Raw genomic sequence first — 23,086 nt, 5'->3', positions numbered from 1 at the left:
TCATTAAGATCCCTGAATTTTTGTATTTTTGTAATGAGCGTGTATAGTAAAATGTACATGTTCTTAGTATTACTTCCCTTCAGAATGAAGTAATTTCAGTTTAAAAGGATGGGCGTGCACCCATCCTTTTTTTATTGGGTACCTTATACTTTCATGAATTGTTTCTTTAATTAATATTAGCCTAAATTCTATATTTTAATTGGTTTTCCATTTTGGTTAACCAATTTGGTTTACCAAATATAACTTAATAGTTTGTTAAATAAAAATTAATATTAAGAAAAGTTGGTGTTAAAATTGGCTATCTACTATTTTAAAGAACTACATTTTGTTAAAATGATAATTGAATATCATCTAAACCGTCTTTGTGGAAAGGGAGTACGGGCCGTAGTTGTGGTGCTATCACTTGCACTGGTGACTCCCTTGTTTAATCTCTGGCTTATTTTTTAGCCATAAAATCTTCTCTTATTGGACTGAAGACGTCTATTAATACCCCTGCTTCTTGGCATGTTGTCCCGTGCATAACATGAGGTGGAATATAGAAAGAGTCGCCTCCTTTAAGGATTTTTGTTTCTTCGCCTATGGTCATTTTAAACTCTCCGCTAACTACATAGGTTACTTGTGAATGATAGTGTTCATGCATTGGCCCAATTCCGCCTTTGTCAAATTTTACGTTTACAAGCATGATTTTATCATCATACCCCATAATCTGACGCTGAACACCTTCGCCTACAGTCTCCCACGGGATATCTTCTCCTATTAAAAATTCTTTACTTGCTCCAAAAGTTTCCATAATCTATAATTTATTTGATTTTGATAAATATATAAGGACCCGTCCAGCGGTACTCCTTGTTCTTAATTTTTATAGTATGTTCTTTGTCCGGATCTTTATCATTGTTGGCCATTACGAGCATTAGTTTTTCTCCATTAGCCTTGATTTGTATTATTACGGACGTGTATTCTTTTGTATCTGACACAAGTTCTATTTTAGATATTGCACTATTTGAGTTAACCGAAAACTCAGAAACCGGACTATAGTTTCCGTGCGATTCTATTACCGAAACAAATGTGGTATTCTGTGTATTTTTTCTTCTAATGATAAGGCCTGCATCCCTCCTTAAATTAAATTCAGGATCGTTGGCTCCAATACGAACAAATTGTAGTTCATCTTCTTTTTGGCTGGTAGTGGTCAATGTATAGAACTTTCCATTTTCAAGCCAACTTAGTTTGCTATTGTCTGCATTGGGATGGCCCAAACCTTCCGACCAAATATGTTGATAGCCATTTTCACTTCCTAAAGGTTCTGCTATCTTAGGGAAACTAAAGTTAAAATTGGTCTGTATAACTTGTCCCATGAAATAGAAGGGGAGGTCATATTGATTTTTTGTTTGCGACGCAACTTTTAAAATGTCCAGAACAAAAGGCCTTTCAAAATCATCAATTTTAATAAGTGCCATGGTTCTTTGCATTTCCGTTCCGGGATAGGCGTTACTTTCTTTCGCACTAACGATTTTTAGATTGATGTCCGAAGCATCAAAAAAGTAAAGTTCTGAGTGGTGCTTGCTACCAATTTCATATGTTCCATTAAAGTGCGAGGTCTGGTTTTGTACCAAGGTATTGTGGGCAATGGTTTGTTTGGCCCAAGTTTTATTTTCTTTTAAATAATTGCCACCTCCTTTTTGTTCTATATTTACAAAACGTGCCAAACCGTAATCCTGAACTATTTCTGTTCCTTTTTCATAGAGCGAAAAGGATAGTTTGTCATAGTGGCCATGACTTAATCCTTGTGCGGCATATTTATATACTAGTGCCATGTCTTCATTACCATATCTAAGGATAGCTACGCCACCTTCGTTTCCATTGGCACCATCTGTAAGATTGATGGACTTTTTTTGGAATTTTGTGGATTTACCATTTCTAATACCCAGTGCCACGGCTAGTCCGGAGTCATCCAATAAAACTTGGCCTTGTTCATTGGCAATACTCAGTAATTGTGGATTGTGCCCTCCGTATTGGTAGGCTATATCTACAGCGGTAACCACTTCACGTGATTTATAGGACATTCCTTTTTGCGCATCGTTCAACGGAAAAAACTCTCCATCCGCATCAGAAAGGTTGAGAAGCACATTTACTGATTTTAGAAGTACGCTGTCTTTATGTTCAAAAATCTTTACTTCGGGCCTTACGTTGTGCAGTGCTTGAGCAAAAATTAAAAATGGGTACATGGCGTATCTCTGGTAATAGGGGCCTTCAGTATAATAACCGTCCGGAGAAAAAGGTTCGTTTACATTGGCAAGAAAGCCTACTTCTTGGCCTTCCGTTTTTATAAATCCTCCGTCATTATCTTTTGCATCTATAGGTAATCCGTCATCTTCAATACCATATAAGGCACGGTGTACCAATTCATCATCACCCATTACTAAACCGATCATGCCTACGGCGGCGTTTCCCCAGGTACTGTGATTATGAACACGGTTATAGAATTGGGGATTATCTATGGATATAAAATTGGCAAAAGGTCTAAAAAGGTTTTTCTCCAACTGCTTGCGCTCTTTTTGAGTAAGGTAATTGTAAACGCAATCGTACGCTTGGCTAACATACACTAACCAGTTGGAGTCGTTCAGGCATTGCCAGAATAGTTTGCCACGGGCATAGGAGCGCGTTTGCGGATGTACGGGCAAATTTTTATACATGGCCTCGTACTGAAACAACATTGCTTTTACGTATTCAGCGTACTTTTCATCGTCTAAAATTTGGTAAAGTACACCAGCTTTTTGGAGGGTTAGAAAATTGCGTTTGTGACGTTCATGCGTGTACCCCCCGGAGTAATCTTTTGGAATTGGCGTATCTATACCCAAGGCGATTTCCCCATCTACTTCAGCTTTTACGTGTTCTAAAGAAGCATCAAAAAGAGGCACATTACCTAATTCTTTTCTTATTTTCTGAACTCCGTCTTTTGTTAATATAAGACTAGGGTGCTCTTGGGTGTATCCATTAAAGGATACGAACCATAATATGGTTAGAATTTGTAAAGTAATTTTAAATTGGCTCTTTATCATGTTTGTGTAATAGACCAAAATCAGATAATAAATTGGTTAACCAGTTTGGTTTACCAAAAATAGAAATATTTTTTTGTTGAGCAAATTATTGGGGTATTATATATTGAATTTTAACGGTTTACTGTTTTAAACGGCTTTTCAACCGTATTTGCGAGCTAGATATTTTAGGATGGTATCTACAATTTCCTGTTCCGAAAAAGAAATATCTACGGTCAAAGCCCGCTTAGGAATCTCTAGAAGTTGAAAGTCGGACTCTAGTGAAGATTTAGTTTGTCGTTGAGTACCACTTGTTTCTAGATGTTGGTTTATAGCTTCGTAGGTACCGCTCATAAAAATCCAATCAATTTCATGGCCTAGATTCTCAGAAAGTTGTAGTCGTTGTTCTTTCTTTAATATGGAGCAAGAAACTACACAGCCCTTTTTTGAGAACTCTTCTTCAATAAGGTTTGTAATGGCAGATAACCATTTGGAGTTAGTATTATTATTTTTCTTATCTTCCTGTAATTCAGGGTGAAGAACAACATCGGCATCAAAAAAGGGGATTTCTAGTTTTTGTGCAACCTTCTGACCGGCAATGCTCTTTCCGGTACCACAAAGGCCTACTAGAATAACAATAAAATTTTCTTTTTTCTTCATCTGTTAAAAAATTGGTTAACCAATTTGGTTTACCAAATATAACTATATTTGGCTATTAACAAAATGTTAAGTAAAAAAATATACCTTAAATAGTTAATTATGAGTAATTCTGAGCGTATGCAGGACCGTAGAAACTTCTTAAAAAAGTCTGGTTCTGGACTCTTGGCAATACCTGTTTTGCCGCTGGTAAGTTCGTTTTCATCAGGACCCTATAAATCCGATAATGACCTTCAGGTTTATTTATTTTCAAAACACTTGCAATTTCTGGGGTATGAAGAAATGTCCGAGGTAGCTTCTAAAATAGGGTTTAATGGATTGGATTTAACCGTGAGGCCTAAGGGACATATTCTTCCGGAAAATGTGGAGCGCGACTTGCCTAAGGCTATTGAGGCCATGAAAAAGTATGAGCTTAGCCCAAAAATGATGACAACCAATGTTCTCGAATTTAAAACAGATGTTGACAAAAAAGTACTGAAAACAGCTAGTAAGTTGGGTATAACACATTATAGGACCGGGTGGCTCAGTTATCCTGATGACCAAAGTATAGAGGATTGTCAACGAACTTACCGAAAACTTTTTAAGGAACTAGAGATGGTAAACGGTAATCTAGATTTGATAGGGTGTTATCAGAATCACGCAGGAAACCATGTTGGCGCTCCTATTTGGGACATGCCTGCTTTATTGCCATCTCCCGAAAGTAGGTATTTGGGTTGCCAGTATGATATACGTCATGCAGTTGTAGAGGGAGGTATGAGTTGGGAATTGGATTTGCGGCGTATTGCTCCGTATATAAGGTCAATAGTTATAAAAGATTTTAAATGGGGAAAGGTCAATGGTCAATGGAAGCCGGTAAATACACCGTTAGGGGAAGGCATGGTAGATTTTAATCGCTATTTTTCTTTATTAAAAAAATATAAGATAAACGTACCTGTATCGCTACACCTAGAATATGATCTTGGAGGTGCTGAACACGGTGCAAAACAAATTACTATGGATAAGGACCAAGTATATGCAAAAATGAAAAAGGACCTTATCTTTCTAAAAGAGACATGGGCAAAAGCAGAATAATAAAACCTAAACAACCTGAACATGGCAGAAAAAAGTGAAACCACAACGGACAAACTTAGAAAGGTAAGCACAGCTACTATTGCTACCTGTTTGTTTAAAAAGGGGTTAAAGAACCAATTTATACAGGATGTAAAGCCGGTAAAGAGCGGGAAACCTACCATGGTGGGTAAGGCCTATACACTCCGTTATATTCCTGCTAGGGAAGACTTAAATCCTATTACGGTATTTCAAAATCCCAGACACTTGCAGCGTGTTGCCGTGGAAGAATGCCCTAAAGGATATGTTCTGGTCATTGATAGTAGAAAGGATGCCCGAGCGGCATCTGCAGGTTCTATATTGGCTACACGCTTAATGGTACGTGGGGTTGAGGGTATGGTTACGGATGGTGGGTTCAGAGACGCGGCCGAAATTGCCGACCTAAATTTTGCATCTTACCACAACAGACCTACCGCTCCGACCAATTTAACTTTGCACCAAGCTATTGCCGTTAATGAGCCCATTGGTTGTGGTGATGTTGCTGTTTTTCCAGGTGATTTTATCGTAGGAGATGATGATGGCGTTATGGTCATTCCCTCGGAAATTGCAGATATAGTAGCCGATGAATGTTTACAAATGACACAGTTTGAAAGTTATGTAATGAGTGAAGTTCAAAAAGGGAGGTCTATTGTAGGTCTATACCCGCTAACGGATAAAGCATATAGCGCACAATTCAAGCAATGGATGTTTTTGAAGAATAAGTTATGAATGAGGTATAAGGTGGTACGCCTATAGTTGGATTGTATCCTTTAACGGATAAAACACATAACAACGGGTACCAGAAATGGTAAAAAAAACAGTAGTTGACCTCGGCAATATTTTAAGTAAAATTTGATGTGCAGATTATCGATAATTGCATAACTGGTACTGCCTTCGGTTCTATATACCCTAGGGTATATTTGTGGCTGAATACCTACTTTTTAAATCACTGTTTTTTAAGTTTTTATCATTTTATTAAATAATATAACCTTGTTAAAAGTCATGCACACAACAAATTGTTAATTATTCACAACAATTTTGGCATTTACAAATATTAGGATGCGGAATTTGCGTTATGTATAACTACATATGCTCAAGATTGAATAAAATCTAGGGCATGTCTTGAAGTTTTACATAAATTATGCGAAACCTACCAAAAGTGTTCTTTGCTATCTTGCTTCTGGCAAGCTTATCAAGTTTTTCTACGAATATTGAATTTGTAGAGAAAATTCCCGTTCCCGATACCGAAGCTTTTTTTCCTAATGAAGTTTCAGTCGATGCACCTCCAACGTTTTCTAATTGTCCGCCTTCTGATGTTGTAGTAACCTATACAACCGATGAGTGTAGCGCTGTAGTAACATGGACACCCCCCACAGCTTCTGCAGATGCAGTGAGCGTTACCAGCAATTATAGTCCGGGAGATTCTTTTCTGCCGGGAACTACTGCTGTTATTTATAGGGCCGAAGATGCGGGAGGGAATGTTTCTACTTGTTCTTTTAATGTAATGGTAGATGATAACCAAGATCCCGTTTTTGATACTTTCCCTACTGATGTAACTTTAACCGCAGACCCTAACACATGTACTGCCCCACATACTTGGGTAGAACCAACGGCTTCGGATAACTGTCCTCCTGGAGAAGGAGAAGCTCCCGTACTTCAGGATTTTGAAGCGGCTATTAACCAATGTTATACGTTTGTGCGTTCATCCATTACTAATGGCGGCCAAATAAATGGTTCCCGTAATCTAGTTTCCACTGGAATATCTAGTAATGCCTTTTTTGCAAGTTCAATGACAACGCCGGTTTTTTACTTCAATGGCTTTGGAGAAATTACTTTTTCTCATAGTATATCTGCAGTCACGAACTCTCCTTCTATTCATTTGGATATATTGGATGAGGATGGAAATACGGTTACTACTAATTTTTTTAGTAAGACTTACACGACAACAGGGGTTCAACAAGAAATTATTCCTTTTAACTTAATTGGAAATTATCAAATAAGGATTAGATATTCATCTTCCTCATTGTTCAACTCTAGTATGGAAGCTTATTTAGATGATTTGTTGATTCCAGGAACCGTTGTTACGAATATTAATGATACGAGTTGTGAATTAGCAGATTATGTAATTTTCAGAACGGATGGAACCGGACTTAATAGCGGTGATCAATTTGATATTGGTACTACTACTATTAGATATACTGTAAGAGATGCTTCTGGTAATTTTTCAGAAAGGTCTTTTAATATCACTGTAGAGAATGATGTAGACCCACCATCAGGTTCAACGGAATACATATATTGCGAAGGAGATACCCCTCCTGAGATGTCCGTAACTGTAGATGTTGCGGGTGGTGAAACAGCTAATTGGTATGACGGGAACGGAAATTTGGTAGCGAGTGGTGTTACGACCTACACAGCACCAGCTTCTGCTGATTTTTTTAGAAACTATACGGTGTATTCCCAAAACTCTAATGGGTGTACCAGTGAAAATTTCTTATCAATAGATCTTTACCAAATACCAAGACCCGCTCCACCAGCAGCTGATAGCCCCATAGAATATTGTGTTGGAGAAACGGCTACACCATTGGTGGCAACAGCACTTTCAAATCATACTTTACAGTGGTACACCGTAGCAACAGGAGGAACGGCTAGTGCAACAGCGCCAACACCTAATACGGCCGTTGCAGGAACTACTTCTTATTATGTAAGTCAAATAGATGATTCTACCACATGTGAAAGTGAACGAACGCAAATAGACGTGATAGTTTACGCTATACCAACGGCACCCACTGTGAATTCACCAGTTGATTATTGTATCGGTGATGCTTCCGCACAATTAGATTCGCATGCAACCGGAACGAATTTAAGATGGTACGATGCGGCAACGGGTGGAAATGAAATTCCGGGAACGACTACTCCTGATACGTCAACAGCAGGGCAACAATCTTTTTGGGTAACGCAATCAAGTGTAAACGGAAGTGCTACTTGTGAAGGAGGAAGAACAAGATTAAATGTCAATGTGTATGATGCACCTACCATAACCACGCAGCCTACAAATGAAGCTGTTTGTGAAGGCGGTACAGTTACTTTTAACGTAGCGGCTTCTGGGTCAGGTGTTATTCAATGGCAGCTTTTTGATGGCACTAATTGGAATGATTTAACCAATACAGCACCACATAGTGGAGTAACTACAAACACACTTACTGTAACGAATGTAACCCTCGCCATGAGCGGTAATAGATATCGTGCAATAGCCACAAGTCCAGCAGCAAGCTGTTCGGATGCTACTTCAGACGAGGCGGTTTCAACGGTAAATACAGCTCCGCCAGTTCCGACAAGTGGAGGCGACCAAACGGAATGTGAAGAAGACCCGATACAAACTTTGACCGCTACGGCAATACCTCCATCAGGGGCAAGCATCATATGGTACGATGCGGCTACTGGCGGAAATGTTGTGGCAAGCCCGACTTTAAATACAGTTGGAACGATAACCTATTATGCGGAAAGTAATGATACTGTAAACGGATGCCCAAGTGTGGGTAGAACTGCAGTAACCTTAACTATTCAACCTGCACCCGTAGCACCAACAAGTGGTGGTGACCAAACGGAATGTGAAGAAAACCCGATTCAAACGTTAACGGCTACTGCAACTGCACCGGCTGGTTCAACTTTAGTGTGGTACGATGCGGCTTCCGGTGGTAACGTAGTCGCCAATCCGGATTGGAGTTCTGTCGGGACTGAAATTTTTTATGCTGAAAGTCAAGATAATAGTACAGGTTGCCCTAGTTTAACACGAACAGCTGTTTCTCTTACTATTCAACCTGCGCCAGCTCCACCAACAAGTGGAGGTGACCAAACGGAATGTGAGCAAAATCCTATTCAAACTTTAACCGCAACGGCAACGGTACCTTCAGGTTTTACATTGACTTGGTATGATGCTCCTACGGCGGGTAATGTTGTGGCTAGTCCAGAATGGAGTTCGGTCGGTTCGGTTACCTATTATGCCGAAAGTCAAAACAATACTACAAATTGTATTTCACTTTCAAGAACAGCGGTAACGTTGACAATTGATGCTATTCCGGCTGCTCCAACAAGTGGTGGTGACCAGGTAGAATGTGAAGCGAATCCTACGCAAACCATGACAGCTACAGCAACTGCACCCGCAGGTGCCACGGTCATGTGGTATACAGCCGCTACAGGTGGTAGTGCGGTAAGCCCAACTTTAAATGCTGTTGGAACTGTAACTTATTACGCGGAAAGTAGAACTACAAGTAGTGGTTGTGTGAGCGAAACAAGAACAGCGGTAACGTTAACAATGCATCCCAATCCAACCATTTCGGTTACGCCTAGTTCGCAAACCTGTTCTGCAGACCTATCTACGTATTCGGTTTCTGTAGATGTGGATAGAGGTACGGTAACTTCAAGTGAAGGAACGGTAACCGATAACGGAGGAAATAACTGGACGATTTCAGCAATACCTTCCGGAAATAATATAACAGTGACCGTAACGGATGCAAATTCGTGTACGGATGTTATCAACATCAATGCACCTAATTGTGCTTGCCCAACAGTAAATGCTCCAACAAGTGGGGGAGACCAAACGGAATGTGAACAAAATCCAATTCAGACATTAACGGCTACGGCAACAGCTCCTACAGGTGCAAGTGTAGTGTGGTATGATGCTGCTTCTAACGGAAACGTAGTAGCAAGCCCCACATGGAGTACGGTTGGTTCAACTACCTATTATGCTGAAAGTGTTGATGATGTAAATGGATGTACAAGTACAACAAGAACGGCTGTAAACCTAACGATTCAAGCGGCTCCTGCGGCACCAACAAGTGGAGGTGATCAAACGGAATGTGAGGTAACACCAACTCAAACACTTACTGCAACTGCTTCAAGTGCACCAGGAACTTCTATTACTTGGTACGATGCTGCAACTGGTGGAAACATAGTTGCAAGCCCAACTTTAAATGCTGTGGGTACGGTAACGTATTATGCGGAAAATGAAAATAATAGCACCAATTGTGTTAGCCATGCGCGAACAGCGGTCAGCTTAACAATTGAACCGAATCCGGTTGCACCAACAAGTGGAGGCAACCAAACGGAATGTGAAGCAACACCTATTCAAACTTTAACGGCAACAGCCACGGCACCAGCTGGGTCTAGTGTAGTTTGGTATACTGCTGCTACGGGTGGAACTGTAGTTGCTAGTCCAACTCTAAATTCCGTAGGAACAGTAACGTATTATGCGGAGAGTGAAAATAACACAACATCATGTGTAAGTGACAACAGAACAGCTGTGGTACTTACTATTCAAGATACGCCTACCATTACAGAAAGCACTGGAGGTGCTACTTGTTCCGCTGACCTTTCAACTTATTCGGTATCGGTAGATGTGAGTAACGGAACCGTAACAGCCACAGAAGGAACGGTAACGGATAATGGCGGTAACAATTGGACAATCTCCAATATCCCTGCTGGAAACAATATCACGGTAACCACAACAGCGGCAAATTCTTGTTCGGAATCTATAACCATTACAGCTCCAAATTGTAGCTGCCCGATAGTAGATGCCCCAACAAGTGGAGGAGACCAAACGGAATGTGAGCAAAATCCGATTCAAACATTAACGGCTACCGCAACACCACCTGCTAATGCAACTGTAGTTTGGTACGATGCGCCAACGGGTGGAAACGTGGTAGGAAGCCCAACAAGAAATACAGTAGGTTCAATAACCTATTATGCGGAAAGCGTACAAAACATAACCAATTGTGTGAGTGCTACACGTACCGCTGTGGTTTTGACAATAAATGAAACACCAAATGCACCAACAAGTGGGGGTGACCAAACGGAATGTGAGGCTACACCTATTCAAACTTTGACCGCTACGGCATCTGCACCTGCAGGTTCAAGTGTGGTTTGGTATGACGCTGCAACTGGTGGAAACGTAGTTGCTAGTCCAACTTTAAATGCGGTTGGTACGGTAACCTATTTTGCGGAAAGTAGCAACAACTCAAGTTCTTGTGCAAGTTTCACCAGAACACCAGTGAGTTTGACCATTCAAGATACACCGGATATTTCGGTTTCAACTGCGGCAACCTGTGCTGCCGATTTATTGACCTATTCGGTTTCTGTTGATGTGAGCGAGGGCACAGTGACTTCTACCGAAGGTACGGTAGTAGATAACGGAGGGAATAACTGGACCATTTCGGGTATCACTTCCGGAACTGATATTACGTTGACGGTTACGGCACCAAATGCATGTACACGAACTTTAGATATTACGGCTCCGGACTGTAGCTGTCCAGTGGTGGCAGCTCCAACAAGTGGAGGTGACCAAACGGAATGTGAGCAAAATCCTATTCAAACGTTGACTGCTACCGCAACACCACCTGCAGATGCTACTGTAGTTTGGTATGATGCGCCAACTGGTGGCAGTGTAATAGCGGACCCTTCTTTAAATACAACAGGGTCGGTAACGTATTATGCGGAGAGTCGTGATAACGTGACCAACTGTGTGAGTAGCACAAGAACGGCAATTGTTTTAACTATTGATGCGGCACCAACTGCACCAACAAGCGGAGGTGACCAAACGGAATGTGAGCAAAACCCAATTCAAACTTTGACCGCTACGGCAACTGCGCCATCAGGTTCAACGGTAGTTTGGTACGATGCCCCTTCAGGTGGAAATATCGTTGCTAGCCCAACCCGTAACACTGTAGGAACTTCAACGTACTATGCACAAAGCGAAAATAGTACGACTTCATGTACGAGTTTAGCGAGAACTGCGGTTTCCCTAACTATTGAGGCTGCACCAAGTGTACCCGTTAGCGGAGGAGACCAAACTGAATGTGAGGCAAGCCCAATTCAAACATTGACAGCTACGGCAACTGCACCAGCAGGTTCAAACGTAGTTTGGTATGATGCGGCGACTGGCGGAAACGTTGTGGCCAGCCCAACATTAAATACGGTTGGTTCTGTTACGTACTTTGCGGAGAGTGAAAACAATTCAACTTCTTGTACCAGTTTTACCAGAACTCCGGTAAACTTAACGATTCAAGATACACCAGATATTTCTATTGCAACGGCGGCGGCTTGTGCGCCGGACTTATTGACCTATTCGGTTTCTGTTGATGTGAGCGAAGGAACGGTAACTTCTACAGAGGGTACAGTAGTAGATAATGGTGGAAATAACTGGACGATTTCAGGAGTTCCTGCCGGAAACAATATTACGTTAACGGTTACGGCACCAAATGCCTGTACACAGACTTTGGCTATTACGGCTCCGGATTGTAGTTGTCCGGTTGTAGATGCGCCAACAAGTGGAGGTGACCAAACGGAATGTGAGCAAAACCCTATTCAAACGTTGACTGCTACGGCTACGCCACCTGCAGATGCAACCATAGTTTGGTATGATGCGCCAACAGGCGGTAGTGTGGTTGCCGACCCATCTTTATCTACTGTGGGAACAGCTATTTTCTATGCGGAAAGTGTAGAGAATGTGACGAACTGTATCAGTAGCACCAGAACGGCTGTTACACTTACGATAGATGCAACTCCGGCCGACCCGATTAGCGGTGGTGATCAGGTAGAATGTGATGCCAACCCAACACAAACGTTGACCGCTGCGGCAACGGCGCCTGCGGGAGCAAGTATAGTTTGGTATGATGCCGCAACTGGTGGAAATGTAGTTGCCAACCCAATTCTTGATACCGTGGGTAACGTAACCTATTATGCAGAAAGCAGTGATGATACTTCGTCTTGTACAAGTTTCAATAGAACAGCGGTTACTTTAACGATCTATCCGTTGCCAAATGTGGTTGCGAATGCCACTACCACAACCATAAATGCAGGAGAACCGGTAACTCTAACAGGCTCTGGAGCTACTTCATATGTGTGGGATAATGGCGTAACTGATGGAGATACGGTCTATCCGCTAGTAACAACAACATATACCGTAATCGGTACGGATGGTAATACTTGTGAAAATACAGATAGCGTTACGATTACTGTGAATGCAACTTCTGATATTCGAATTGAAAAAATTGTAGATGATGCAGCGCCTAATGTGGGCGATACGGTAACCTTTACTTTAACGGCCTATAACGACGGTCCTAGTGATGATATTGGAGGAACAGTTATAAATGATCTACTTCCTACGGGATATACCATCACAGGTGATACTAGTGGCGCTGGTAATGGAACCTATAATGCGGTTTCGGGAGATTGGACTTTGCCTGCATTGACCAATGGGAATTCAGTTGCAATCGATATTTCTGCAACGGTAAATGCTCCAACGGCTACACCTAACGAATTTTTGAATATTGCGCAAGTAACTTCGGCGACGAACTTTGATTCTGACTCTACTCCGAATAACGATGATGGCGACCAAAGTGAAGATGATGAAGCTTCTGCTGAGGTAATTCCACAAGTGGCGGATCTAGAAGTAACGAATACCATTTCTCAGCCTAGCGGAAATCCTGGTGATATAGTGGTGTTGACGGTAACCGTTCAAAATAACGGTCCGGATGATGCTACAAACGTATCCCTAGAAAATATCGTTCCTGACGGGTTTACAGTTACTACGGTAAACGATGCGGGTACACAAAGCGGAAATACCATCACTTGGTCAGGGTTGACCATTCCGAATGGTACGACGACTACATTGACTTATGATGCGACCGTAAATGATCCTACGAACGTAGCAGATGAATATTTAAACACGGTTCAGGTAACCACCGTTGATCAGTATGATCCAGATTCTGTGCCTAATAATGAGGATGGTGATCAGAGTGAAGATGATGAGGATGCCGTTTCTATGCGACTGCAGTCTTCGGATTTGGAAATCGTAAATACGGTGAACCCGGATTCGGGTAACCCAGGTGATACATTAACGTTCTCCATTGAGATTATTAATAACAGTACGGATGATGCCACGGGTATTGCACTTGAAAATTATGTGCCTACCGGATTTACGGTAACGACTATTAACGATGGCGGAATCCAAACCGGAAATACTATCAGCTGGAACGGACTTACGGTACCTGGCGGTACGAGCCAAACAATAACTTTTGAGGTAACTATCAACGTGCCTACAAATACTGATGGTGAGTATTTCAACACGGTTCAAGTTACGGCAGTTGACCAATTGGACCCGGATTCTAGTCCGAATAATGACGATGGCGATCAAAGCGAAGATGACGAGGACAATGCTGAAATTGTATTGATTCCAGCGGACTTAAGTCTATCCAAAAATTTGAGCGCGGCATCCAATCCAACACCAAATGCAGGTGATACGGTAACTTTTGAAGTGACGGTTACCAATGACGGTCCGGGTATCGCAACCAACGTATCGGTAGAAGATGTGCTGCCAATCGGTTATACCTTGGGTACGGTAAATAATGGTGGCGTTGTTTCCGGAAATACCATCACTTGGTCTATGACCACAGTAGGTGTCGGAAGCCAAACCGTGAGTTATGAAGTAACCTTGAATGCACCAACAAATGCAATTGGTGAATATGACAATACTGCTCAGATTACGGCAATGGACCAGTTTGATCCTGATTCTAGTCCGAATAATGATGATGGCGACCAAAGCGAAGACGATGAGGTTTTACACATCATAAATGCACCTAGTGTAGATTTGGAAATCAGTAAAATGGTAGACAAGTCACAGACATTCTTTGGTGATACGGTAGTGTTTAGAGTGATTGTAGGCAATAATGATGCATACGAAGCTACGAACATTGGTATTGAAGATGTCTTGCCTTCTGGATATGTTTTAGTGAGCCATACGGCGGATTACGGTGCGTATAATGAAACCACGTCCACTTGGGAAATTCCTTCCTTGCCTGTGGATACCGAAGCGAATTTAGAAATGACGGTAACGGTTACGGATGTTGATGATTATACCAATGTGGCCGAATTGATTTACGTAGATCAAATCGATTTAAACATGGATAACGATAGGGCAGAGGCTACGCCGGATGTGACTCAATCCAGCTGTTTAACGGTGTACAATGAATTTTCGCCTAACGGTGATGGTGCCAACGATATTTTCTTTATCGAATGCATAGAAGAATATCCGGATAACGTGCTAACGGTCTATAACCGATGGGGAACCATGGTCTTCACCACAATAGGTTATGACAATACCTGGGACGGAAGGTCATTGGACAGAGCAAAATTAGGAGATTCGGATCAGCTTCCTGTAGGAACGTATTATTACACCTTAGAACTGGGTGACGGCACAACATCAACAAAATCAGGTTGGTTATATATCAGTAGATAAAAAGACAAAATGAAAGTAAATCATTTATTTAAAATATGCATTTGCCTGTGGTTCGTTACGGGTTGCGTTTGGGGTCAGCAAGATCCGCAGTATACGCAATACCAATACAATCCGCTGAGTGTAAATGCGGGCTATGCAGGTTCAAGGGGGCATTTGACCTTGTTGACTTTGTACAGAACGCAATGGGCAGGTATTGAAGGTGCGCCTAAAACCATAACCTTTGGTATGGATACCCCTGTGGGAAAGTTTGACGGATTGGGCCTTTCTTTGATTCAAGATGAATTGGGGCCGGCTACGGAAACGTATGTAGATGGTAACTATGCCCACCAATTGGTAATCAACCAAAGGGGTGACCGACTCGGATTAGGACTGAAAGCGGGAGTTCGGGTATTTAATTTAGACTTTTCCCGTGGTATACGAAGAGATGCAGATGATGTTCAATTTAATGAAAATATAAAAGGTAAATTGTTTCCGTCTATTGGTGTCGGTGCATTCTATTATAGCGAAAAGGCCTATTTTGGTTTTTCGGTACCGAATCTATTTCCTTCGGAGCATTATGATAATGAAATTGAGCAGACCACTGATGAAGAGGTTCATTTTAACTTCATTGGAGGCTATGTGATGGATTTGAACGATCAAATAAAATTCAAACCTTCCTTCTTTATAAAGCAGGTAATAGGAGCGCCAGTTTCGGTAGATGTATCTGCGAATTTTATGTTCAACGAAAAATTTACTTTAGGGGTCAACTATAGATGGGACGACTCTCTGGCCGGTGTTTTCGGTTTACAGATTTCTCCACAGTTCAACATTGGTTACGCGTACGATTACACCACTAGTGGTCTGGGGAATTACAATACGGGTACACACGAGATATTCCTGCGTTACCAATGGATTTCTCGATTGAACCGATTAAAGTCACCTCGTTTCTTCTAAGGCTATATGTAGATGTTAGCTACCTTGTTTTGTGGTTCTAACTTTTAAAAACAATAAAGTCGATACAAAGCACATAATTTTAGATGATGTAAATAGGGTATAAACCTTAACCCGTTAGACGCTCCGTTTATCGATTTTCTGTCTGTTAATCGCCATTTAAACGGAATTTTGTAGAAAATTATGTGGTATGAAAGGTCTGTATAATAAACTTATACGTCAGGTAGAGAATGAGGATGTTTTAGCAGGAATAGTTTGTTTGGTCATTTCTTTGACCGTCTTTTTCATTACCCGGGTATTGAATCACGAGATACCATTTTAAATGTCTTTTCATAACCTTATTAAGCATCTGAAGTTTTAGCGACCGTATCAGATGTTTTTTTTGCATGCCTTGCAAAATCTATCGGTTCAAGCTCAAGTAAGAGGCAAGATTTTTTTCAACGGTGAATTGTCATTTTTTCAGCTTCTTCATTTTTTCTAGCTCTGAGACACTTTAATGCGCCATATTTCTTCTATTTACGAAAATTACCCTCGTTTATCACATTTTAGTTAAACCTTTTGGGCGCAGGACCTTGTTTGTCCCTTCTTTTGTTACCAAACTTTTATTCTCACTGATTTTTCTAACGTTGCTCTGTTGGTTTTGGGGGGAGGTGATACCTATGTTAATATTCTGTATTTAGCTAGGACCACAATTTATAAAAGAAATATGAAGGCCTCGTCTTGAACTACTCAATCCATAGAAAAATTTCAACCGCCTTAAGCTTCAAAAAAAACAGCCATTTAGTGTTTGTAAGATATTTCCTCGTAATAAGTTGATTAAAGACTATGCTGTTTGTTTGCTTTTTGATGCCTTACAAAAAAGGTAACAATCTGCTAACATTAGGCCAAAACGTTAGAGGGTAGTTAATATATTCCTAAAGGTGTCTTAACAATGCCAGTCTTCAAATAAAATAGTTTTGCGCCAAGAAAGAACCTATTAAACTAGGCTCTGAAATGTAGAGCAATCTAAATAATTCAACACTTTAATTTATGTATTCAAAAATTCGATTTTCAAAAATCGTCTGTGTTTCGGTATGGTTCGTAACGTGGGCGGGGTTCAGTACCAGTCCATCCGATTCGTTAGCTATTAATAGTAAAGAAACTACGGTAGTGTCAACTAACAGTAGCTTAGAGCCTCTACAACAAGCTATTTCCGGTGTTATTACAGATGAAACTGGCACGCCGTTACCGGGTGCGACCGTACTTGAAAAAGGAACCACCAACGGAACTACCACAGATTTTGATGGTAACTATACTATCAACGCTTCTCAAAATGCTGTGCTTGTTGTTTCTTATTTAGGGTACTCAACTAGAGAAGTATCCGTAAACGGCCAATCCAATTTAAACGTACAACTTGATCCAGATGCTACACAATTAGAAGATGTGGTGGTGGTAGGTTACGGTACGCAAAAGCGTTCTGATATCACAGGTGCTATCGCTTCTGTAAAAAGTGAAGATTTTAACCAAGGTGTGGTTGCCAATCCTGGCGAACTTTTACAAGGTAAAATGGCTGGGGTAAATATTGCTGCCACAAGTGGTGAGCCTGGAGCATCTCAAAATGTCATTATTAGAGGTATTGGGAGTTTACGATCAGGTACGCAGCCATTGTATGTTGTAGATGGGTTTTTATTGGATAATTCCTCTACAGGTGTTGCCACCAACCCATTGAATTTTTTGAATCCCAATGATATTGAAAGTATCGATGTTTTAAAGGATGCCAGTGCCACTGCGGTCTATGGTTCTAGAGCTTCAAACGGGGTTGTGGTTATTACGACCAAAAGAGGAAAATCAGGGAAAACCGAAATGAACTTTTCTGTGTCTTCGGCAATGTCTTCTATGGCAAAGACGATAGATGTTTTTGGTGCCGATGATTTTAGGAGAGAGGTGGTTGCCGCTGGCGGAACGCTTGAAGATTTTGGAGCGAACACCGATTGGCAAGATGAATTGACCCAAACCGGACTTTCGCAAAACGTGAACTTTTCAATGAGCGGAGCTACAAGTGAGAAGTTTTCATATTTCGCATCCGCAGGGTATCAAGATCAAGAAGGTATTTTGAAAAACAGTGATTTAAAAAGATACTCGGGAAAACTGAACATGAACCAAAAAGCGTTTGATGGTCGGTTAAACGTTGATTATAATATTACGACATCCCACACCGAAAATTTGAGGCCGGACATCAATTCTACCATTAGCGATATGTTGAGCTTAAACCCAACAATTGCCCCATACACCAACGGTGAACCAACCTTGTTGAACACCAACGCTTTGAATCCAGTTGCGCGTTATGAACTTTATAGCGATACTTCTGTGAACAACCGTATTTTGGCAAGTATTTCTCCATCTGTAACTCTAGTAGATGGCTTTGTGTACAAACTAAACCTTGGTGTTGATTACTCCGCTACTAACAGAGATAGACAATATAGGCCATTTCCATCTGTTGTGAACGAGTCTAATGTTTCGGACGGGTCGCTGGAAAGTGAAATCAGTACCAATACCAATCAACTGGTTGAAAATACACTTACTTACACTTGGGAAAATGATGTGCACAACCTAATTGTTTTAGCGGGCCATTCATATCAGAAGTTCGAAGATGAGACTAGAACATTTTCATATAGAGGTTTTGCGAATAACAATATAGAACCTAAATACCAAGATCAGACAAGTACGGATGAATACCCTACCTCAGTAAGTTCTGCAGCTGAAAAAAATGAATTGCAGTCATATTTTGGAAGGTTGAACTACACCTATGATGATAGGTATTTAGCTACGGCTACCTTTCGTGCGGATGGTTCTTCAAAATTTGGAGAGAACAACAAGTACGGATATTTTCCATCATTTGCTCTGGGTTGGAATATTAGCAATGAAGCTTTTATGGCTAACTCAATGTTCGATAATTTAAAAATTCGTGCCAGCTGGGGTAAAACGGGTAACCAAGAAATTCCTTCAAAAATCACAAAAGCTAGTTTTGCAGAAGATAGATTGGTAACAGGTGGCGAGAGTTTAAGCACTTATCCAATTGATACCGATGCCACTTCTATAGATGGGTATCCATACGGAATTGTATTTACACGTTTGGCTAATCCAGATTTACAATGGGAGGTTTCTACTCAAATAGATTTGGGTATAGATTTTGCACTTTTCAATTACAGATTGACCGGTACCTTGGATTACTTCAATAAAAAGTCTACCAATATTTTGTTGGAAGTTGTTCCTGCAGACCCGGTAGAACCTACATCTACCTATTGGAGCAATATTAAGGATATGGAAATCCACAACTCAGGTATAGAATTTGGCTTGGATTACAATAGTGATGCTACACGAGATTTCTCGTATAACATTGGAGGTAACATTACCTACATTCAAAATGAGGTAAAAGATTCGCCATATTCGGTATTGACAACAGGCGCCGCCCAAGGTTCGGGTCAAACGGATGCTACCATTAACGGCTACATCAATAATGAGTCTATTGGTGCTTTCTACATGCTGACTTTTGATGGCATTGGGGAAGATGGTCTAAACAAGTTTAAAGATATCAATGGAGATGGAGAAGTTTTAGATGATGACCGTAGTGTTGTAGGTAGTGCTATTCCTGATTTAATCTATGCTTTTTACATGAACTTTAAGTACAAAGAGCTAGACCTTGGTTTGAATTTTAACGGGGTTTCCGGTAACGAGATTTACAATCATACCACTATGACCCTTTTTAGCAAGGCACAATTGTCTAGATCCAATAACAGTACTGATTTTGCTACGGAGTTTCCAAGTGAGTCTCCTAATAACTCTAATACTGTATCTACACGTTACTTGGAGGATGGTTCCTTCTTAAGGTTGAACAATGCCACTTTGGGCTACAATCTTAATCCGGATAAAATCGGATTTGGAGATGCCGTACAGAATATCCGTTTTTCGGTTACCGGTCAAAATCTTTTTGTAATCACAAATTATTCAGGGTTTGATCCAGAAGTAAATACAGGTACAACAGATGGCGGAATTCAAACTTTCGGAATTGATCGTTTTACATATCCAAGGGCAAGAACGTTCATGGTAGGTCTTAACGTAACGTTCTAAAAGGAATACAATAGATAACTTTTATACCACTTAGAAAAACAAAATAAAATGAAGAATAGAATAGTTTATAGAATATGGGCGATAGCTATAATGATGCTCCCATTTCTGGGCTGTACGGATTTGGAAGAAGAGATTCTTGACGAGTCGTTGACCGGAACCGGTGAGGCCGAAGTCGTTAGTGGGTCTATTGCTCCAGTATATGGTATGCTTAGAAATGTATGGTTGCACACCGTTAATTTTGGACTGCAGGAAGTAGCTTCGGATGAAGGTATACTTCCGTATCGTGGTGGAACGGATTGGTTTGACGGTGGTAAATTTATTGCGGTTCACCAACACCTTATGACGCCCGGTAACGGCTTGGTATCCGATGCTTGGACAAATATTACTTTGACCATTTCCAGAGCGGTTTTAGCAGAAGAAAGGTTGCGTCCAGAAGCGGAAGCTGGTGATGCCGAAGCACAAGCGGCATTGTACGAAATGATTGCCATGAAAGCGTATTTAAATATGCTTACTTTGGATAATTGGGGTCTTGTTTTTAAGAAAACCAGTTCAGAGGAAATCTCTGAAATTTTAAGAGGGCAAGATGCTATAGATTATATAGAAGGTGAACTTTTATCCGTTGTTGATGTCATTAGTACGGAAAAAGGCCCGGGTCGTTTAAATAAAGATGCGGTTAGTGCTTTATTGGCCCGTTTGTATTTGAATGCAGCCGTATATCGTGATCCCTATGGAACACCAAATTTTACTACTGAGGATATGGATAAGGTTATTGAGTATACGAGCGATATCATTTCCGGACCTTATGCGTTATCCGCTGAATATTTTGAATTGTTCAATGACGATAACAACACCAATCCTGAGCTTATTTTTGCGCTGGATCAAAGAGGGGTTTTACAAACGGAGCATAGCCGTTGGGCCTACTGGTCAATGTCCGGGGATCAGATTCCGAGACCTGAATTCCCAAGTACACGTGGTACAGATGCGGTAGCGGCTACTAGTGATTTTTATCAAACATGGGTAGATGCCTACGGCGATGTTGATCCAGCGGATGCCGATGCCCGTTTCTCACAAACGAATACTATCATTCCTGAGGAACTTCAAGATTTAACGGGAGTGAACCCTACTAACGATTCTGAGCACTATTACTGTGTGGAAGCCCAAGATTTTGAAGTAGACCGTGGTATCATCCGTGGTATTATTTGGGGACCTAGAAAAGATGAAGGTGGCAATGTTTTAACTTGTGATGACGGTACGGTAAGAATTTACCCTGTTATCAACAAAAGAAGTAGTGGTGCGGACATTCGTTATGTAGATCATAATCTAGAAGTTGATTTTTCTGATGAAGGTAGTTTGCACAACACAGGTTACCGTTTCTCAAAATACCAGTTCAGTCATACCGCACCAAACTGTTGTACGAACAGTAGCGTAGACTTGGTTTTGATTCGTTTAGGTGAGATTTATTTGATGCGTGCCGAAGCAAAATTGAGAAATGGCGATAATGCAGGTGCATTGGCGGATATCAATACTTTAAGAACATCAAGAACTGCGCGCCCAGAGCAGATTCCACAGCCTTTGGATGCCATTGATTTGGATATCTTGTTCCGTGAAACCGGATTTGAATTGTATTGGGAAGGTTTCAGAAGAAATTACCAAATACGTTTCGGTAAATATGAAGATAGTTGGACAGGTAAGACCGATACCGATGTAAACAAGAGATTGTTTCCTATTCCTCAAAAAGCTATGGATGGAGCTTCAAGTGAGCAGGGCTTTTTGGTGCAGAATCCTGGCTATTAATCCCATTGATAAGAATAAAGGAGATGCGGCAAGAAATAACCTTTCTTGCCGCTTTTTTTCACACTAAATTCAAGATTTAAAAAATAATTTAAAGAGAACACACCTTAATCCAGTCTATATGAAAACTATTTACCTTCTAATCTCATTGGTATTGACGGCATTTTTCGTGAAAAAAACATTGCCGGAACAAAAAGGGAACCTTAAGATGACAGATATTCAGGTCATTGGTAGCCACAACAGCTATAAGATGGCCATTGAAAAACCGTTGTTTGAGTATTTGTTGCAAAAGAATCCTGCTATGTCCGGATTGGAGTATGAGCATATTACTCTTTCGGAACAATTAGAATTAGGTTTGCGCAGTTTGGAACTAGATGTTTTTCATGATCCGGAAGGTGGGTATTATTCCAACCCAAAGGGATTGGAAATCGTAAAAGCTGCCGGTGCCGAACCAAAGCCTTTTGATGAGGAGAAAAAGCTACAAACACCTGGTCTCAAAGTTTTTCATGTGCAGGAAATTGACTTTAGAAGCCATCAATTGGTGTTTAAGGAAGCTTTAGAGGAGCTAAAATCCTGGTCCGATGCCAATGAAGGGCACAACCCTATTATCATAACTATCAATACAAAAGATGGTGAAATACCAAACACCAGAAAACCATTACCGTTTGATGTGGAAGCTTTAAAAAATTTGAATGCGGAAATCTTAGCGGTTTTTTCCTCAGAACGGTTGGTGACCCCAGATTTGGTACGGGGTGATTTTGATACCTTAGAAGAAGCTGTTTTAGAACAAGGTTGGCCGTTATTGAGCAAAGTACGTAATCGATTTTTATTTGTCTTGGATGAAGGTGGGGAAAAAATGGAAACCTATTTGTCCAGTTACCCCAATTTAAAGGGAGCTGCTTTGTTCGTCAATCAAGAAGAAGGAAACCCAACTGCTGCTTTTCGGATTCTAAACGACCCAATTGAGAGTTTTGAGCAAATTAAAAAATTGGTGAGTTTGGGGTACATGGTGCACACGCGTGCAGATGCCAATACTCAAGAAGCTAGGGATAATGATTACAATCGGTTTGAAAAAGCAAAAGCATCGGGTGCACAAATAATCACTACTGATTATTACTTGCCCAGCACGTTTTTTAAGTCCGATTTTAAAGTTAGTTTTGAAAACGACAGTTACGAAAGAATCCGAGAGTAA

Annotated in this window: 10 protein-coding genes; 7 read left to right on the top strand and 3 right to left on the bottom strand. The window is 40.9% G+C overall.

Going from position 1 to position 23,086, the window contains the following annotated elements; genetic code table 11:
* Positions 1–436: 436 nt before the first annotated feature.
* From KO513_RS06930 to KO513_RS06920, 3 genes are all read right to left on the bottom strand, one after another.
* Positions 437–790, bottom strand: coding sequence for a cupin domain-containing protein (locus tag KO513_RS06930; RefSeq protein ID WP_215438313.1), 354 nt, complete (start codon positions 788–790; stop codon positions 437–439).
* Between the two features lie 10 nt (positions 791–800).
* Complete coding sequence (locus tag KO513_RS06925) at positions 801–3,056, bottom strand: alginate lyase family protein (protein ID WP_215912820.1); 2,256 nt, start codon at positions 3,054–3,056, stop codon at positions 801–803.
* Between the two features lie 138 nt (positions 3,057–3,194).
* Positions 3,195–3,692, bottom strand: a complete 498-nt coding sequence (locus tag KO513_RS06920; RefSeq protein WP_215912819.1) for a shikimate kinase — start codon at positions 3,690–3,692, stop codon at positions 3,195–3,197.
* A 99-nt stretch (positions 3,693–3,791) separates the two neighbouring features.
* On the opposite strand from KO513_RS06920, the gene KO513_RS06915 reads away from it, so the two are divergent.
* The 7 genes from KO513_RS06915 (at position 3,792) to KO513_RS06885 (ending at position 23,086) form a co-directional block, all read left to right on the top strand.
* Positions 3,792–4,760 (top strand): sugar phosphate isomerase/epimerase family protein, encoded by a 969-nt coding sequence (locus tag KO513_RS06915; RefSeq protein WP_252735699.1) that lies wholly within the window; start codon positions 3,792–3,794, stop codon positions 4,758–4,760.
* Positions 4,761–4,781: 21 nt separating this feature from the next.
* The gene (locus KO513_RS06910; RefSeq protein ID WP_215912818.1) at positions 4,782–5,504 is read left to right on the top strand and encodes a ribonuclease activity regulator RraA; all 723 of its coding nucleotides are present in this window, start codon (positions 4,782–4,784) and stop codon (positions 5,502–5,504) included.
* Between the two features lie 412 nt (positions 5,505–5,916).
* The gene (locus tag KO513_RS06905; protein WP_215912817.1) at positions 5,917–15,066 is read left to right on the top strand and encodes a gliding motility-associated C-terminal domain-containing protein; all 9,150 of its coding nucleotides are present in this window, start codon (positions 5,917–5,919) and stop codon (positions 15,064–15,066) included.
* A gap of 9 nt (positions 15,067–15,075) precedes the next feature.
* Entirely contained in the window at positions 15,076–15,999 is a 924-nt protein-coding gene (locus KO513_RS06900) for a PorP/SprF family type IX secretion system membrane protein (RefSeq protein ID WP_215912816.1), read from the top strand.
* A 1,026-nt stretch (positions 16,000–17,025) separates the two neighbouring features.
* Positions 17,026–20,103 carry a SusC/RagA family TonB-linked outer membrane protein gene (locus KO513_RS06895; protein WP_215912815.1) on the top strand — a complete coding sequence of 1,026 codons (3,078 nt, stop codon included), beginning with the start codon at positions 17,026–17,028 and terminating at the stop codon, positions 20,101–20,103.
* 48 nt (positions 20,104–20,151) lie between these two features.
* Entirely contained in the window at positions 20,152–21,897 is a 1,746-nt protein-coding gene (locus KO513_RS06890) for a RagB/SusD family nutrient uptake outer membrane protein (RefSeq protein WP_215912814.1), read from the top strand.
* Between the two features lie 118 nt (positions 21,898–22,015).
* Entirely contained in the window at positions 22,016–23,086 is a 1,071-nt protein-coding gene (locus KO513_RS06885; protein ID WP_215912813.1) for a phosphatidylinositol-specific phospholipase C1-like protein, read from the top strand.

Source organism: Zobellia sp. B3R18, assembly GCF_018860715.1.
Classification (GTDB): domain Bacteria; phylum Bacteroidota; class Bacteroidia; order Flavobacteriales; family Flavobacteriaceae; genus Zobellia; species Zobellia russellii.
Note: the sequence above shows the minus strand (reverse complement) of the source record. Positions and strands in the feature narration are given on the sequence as shown.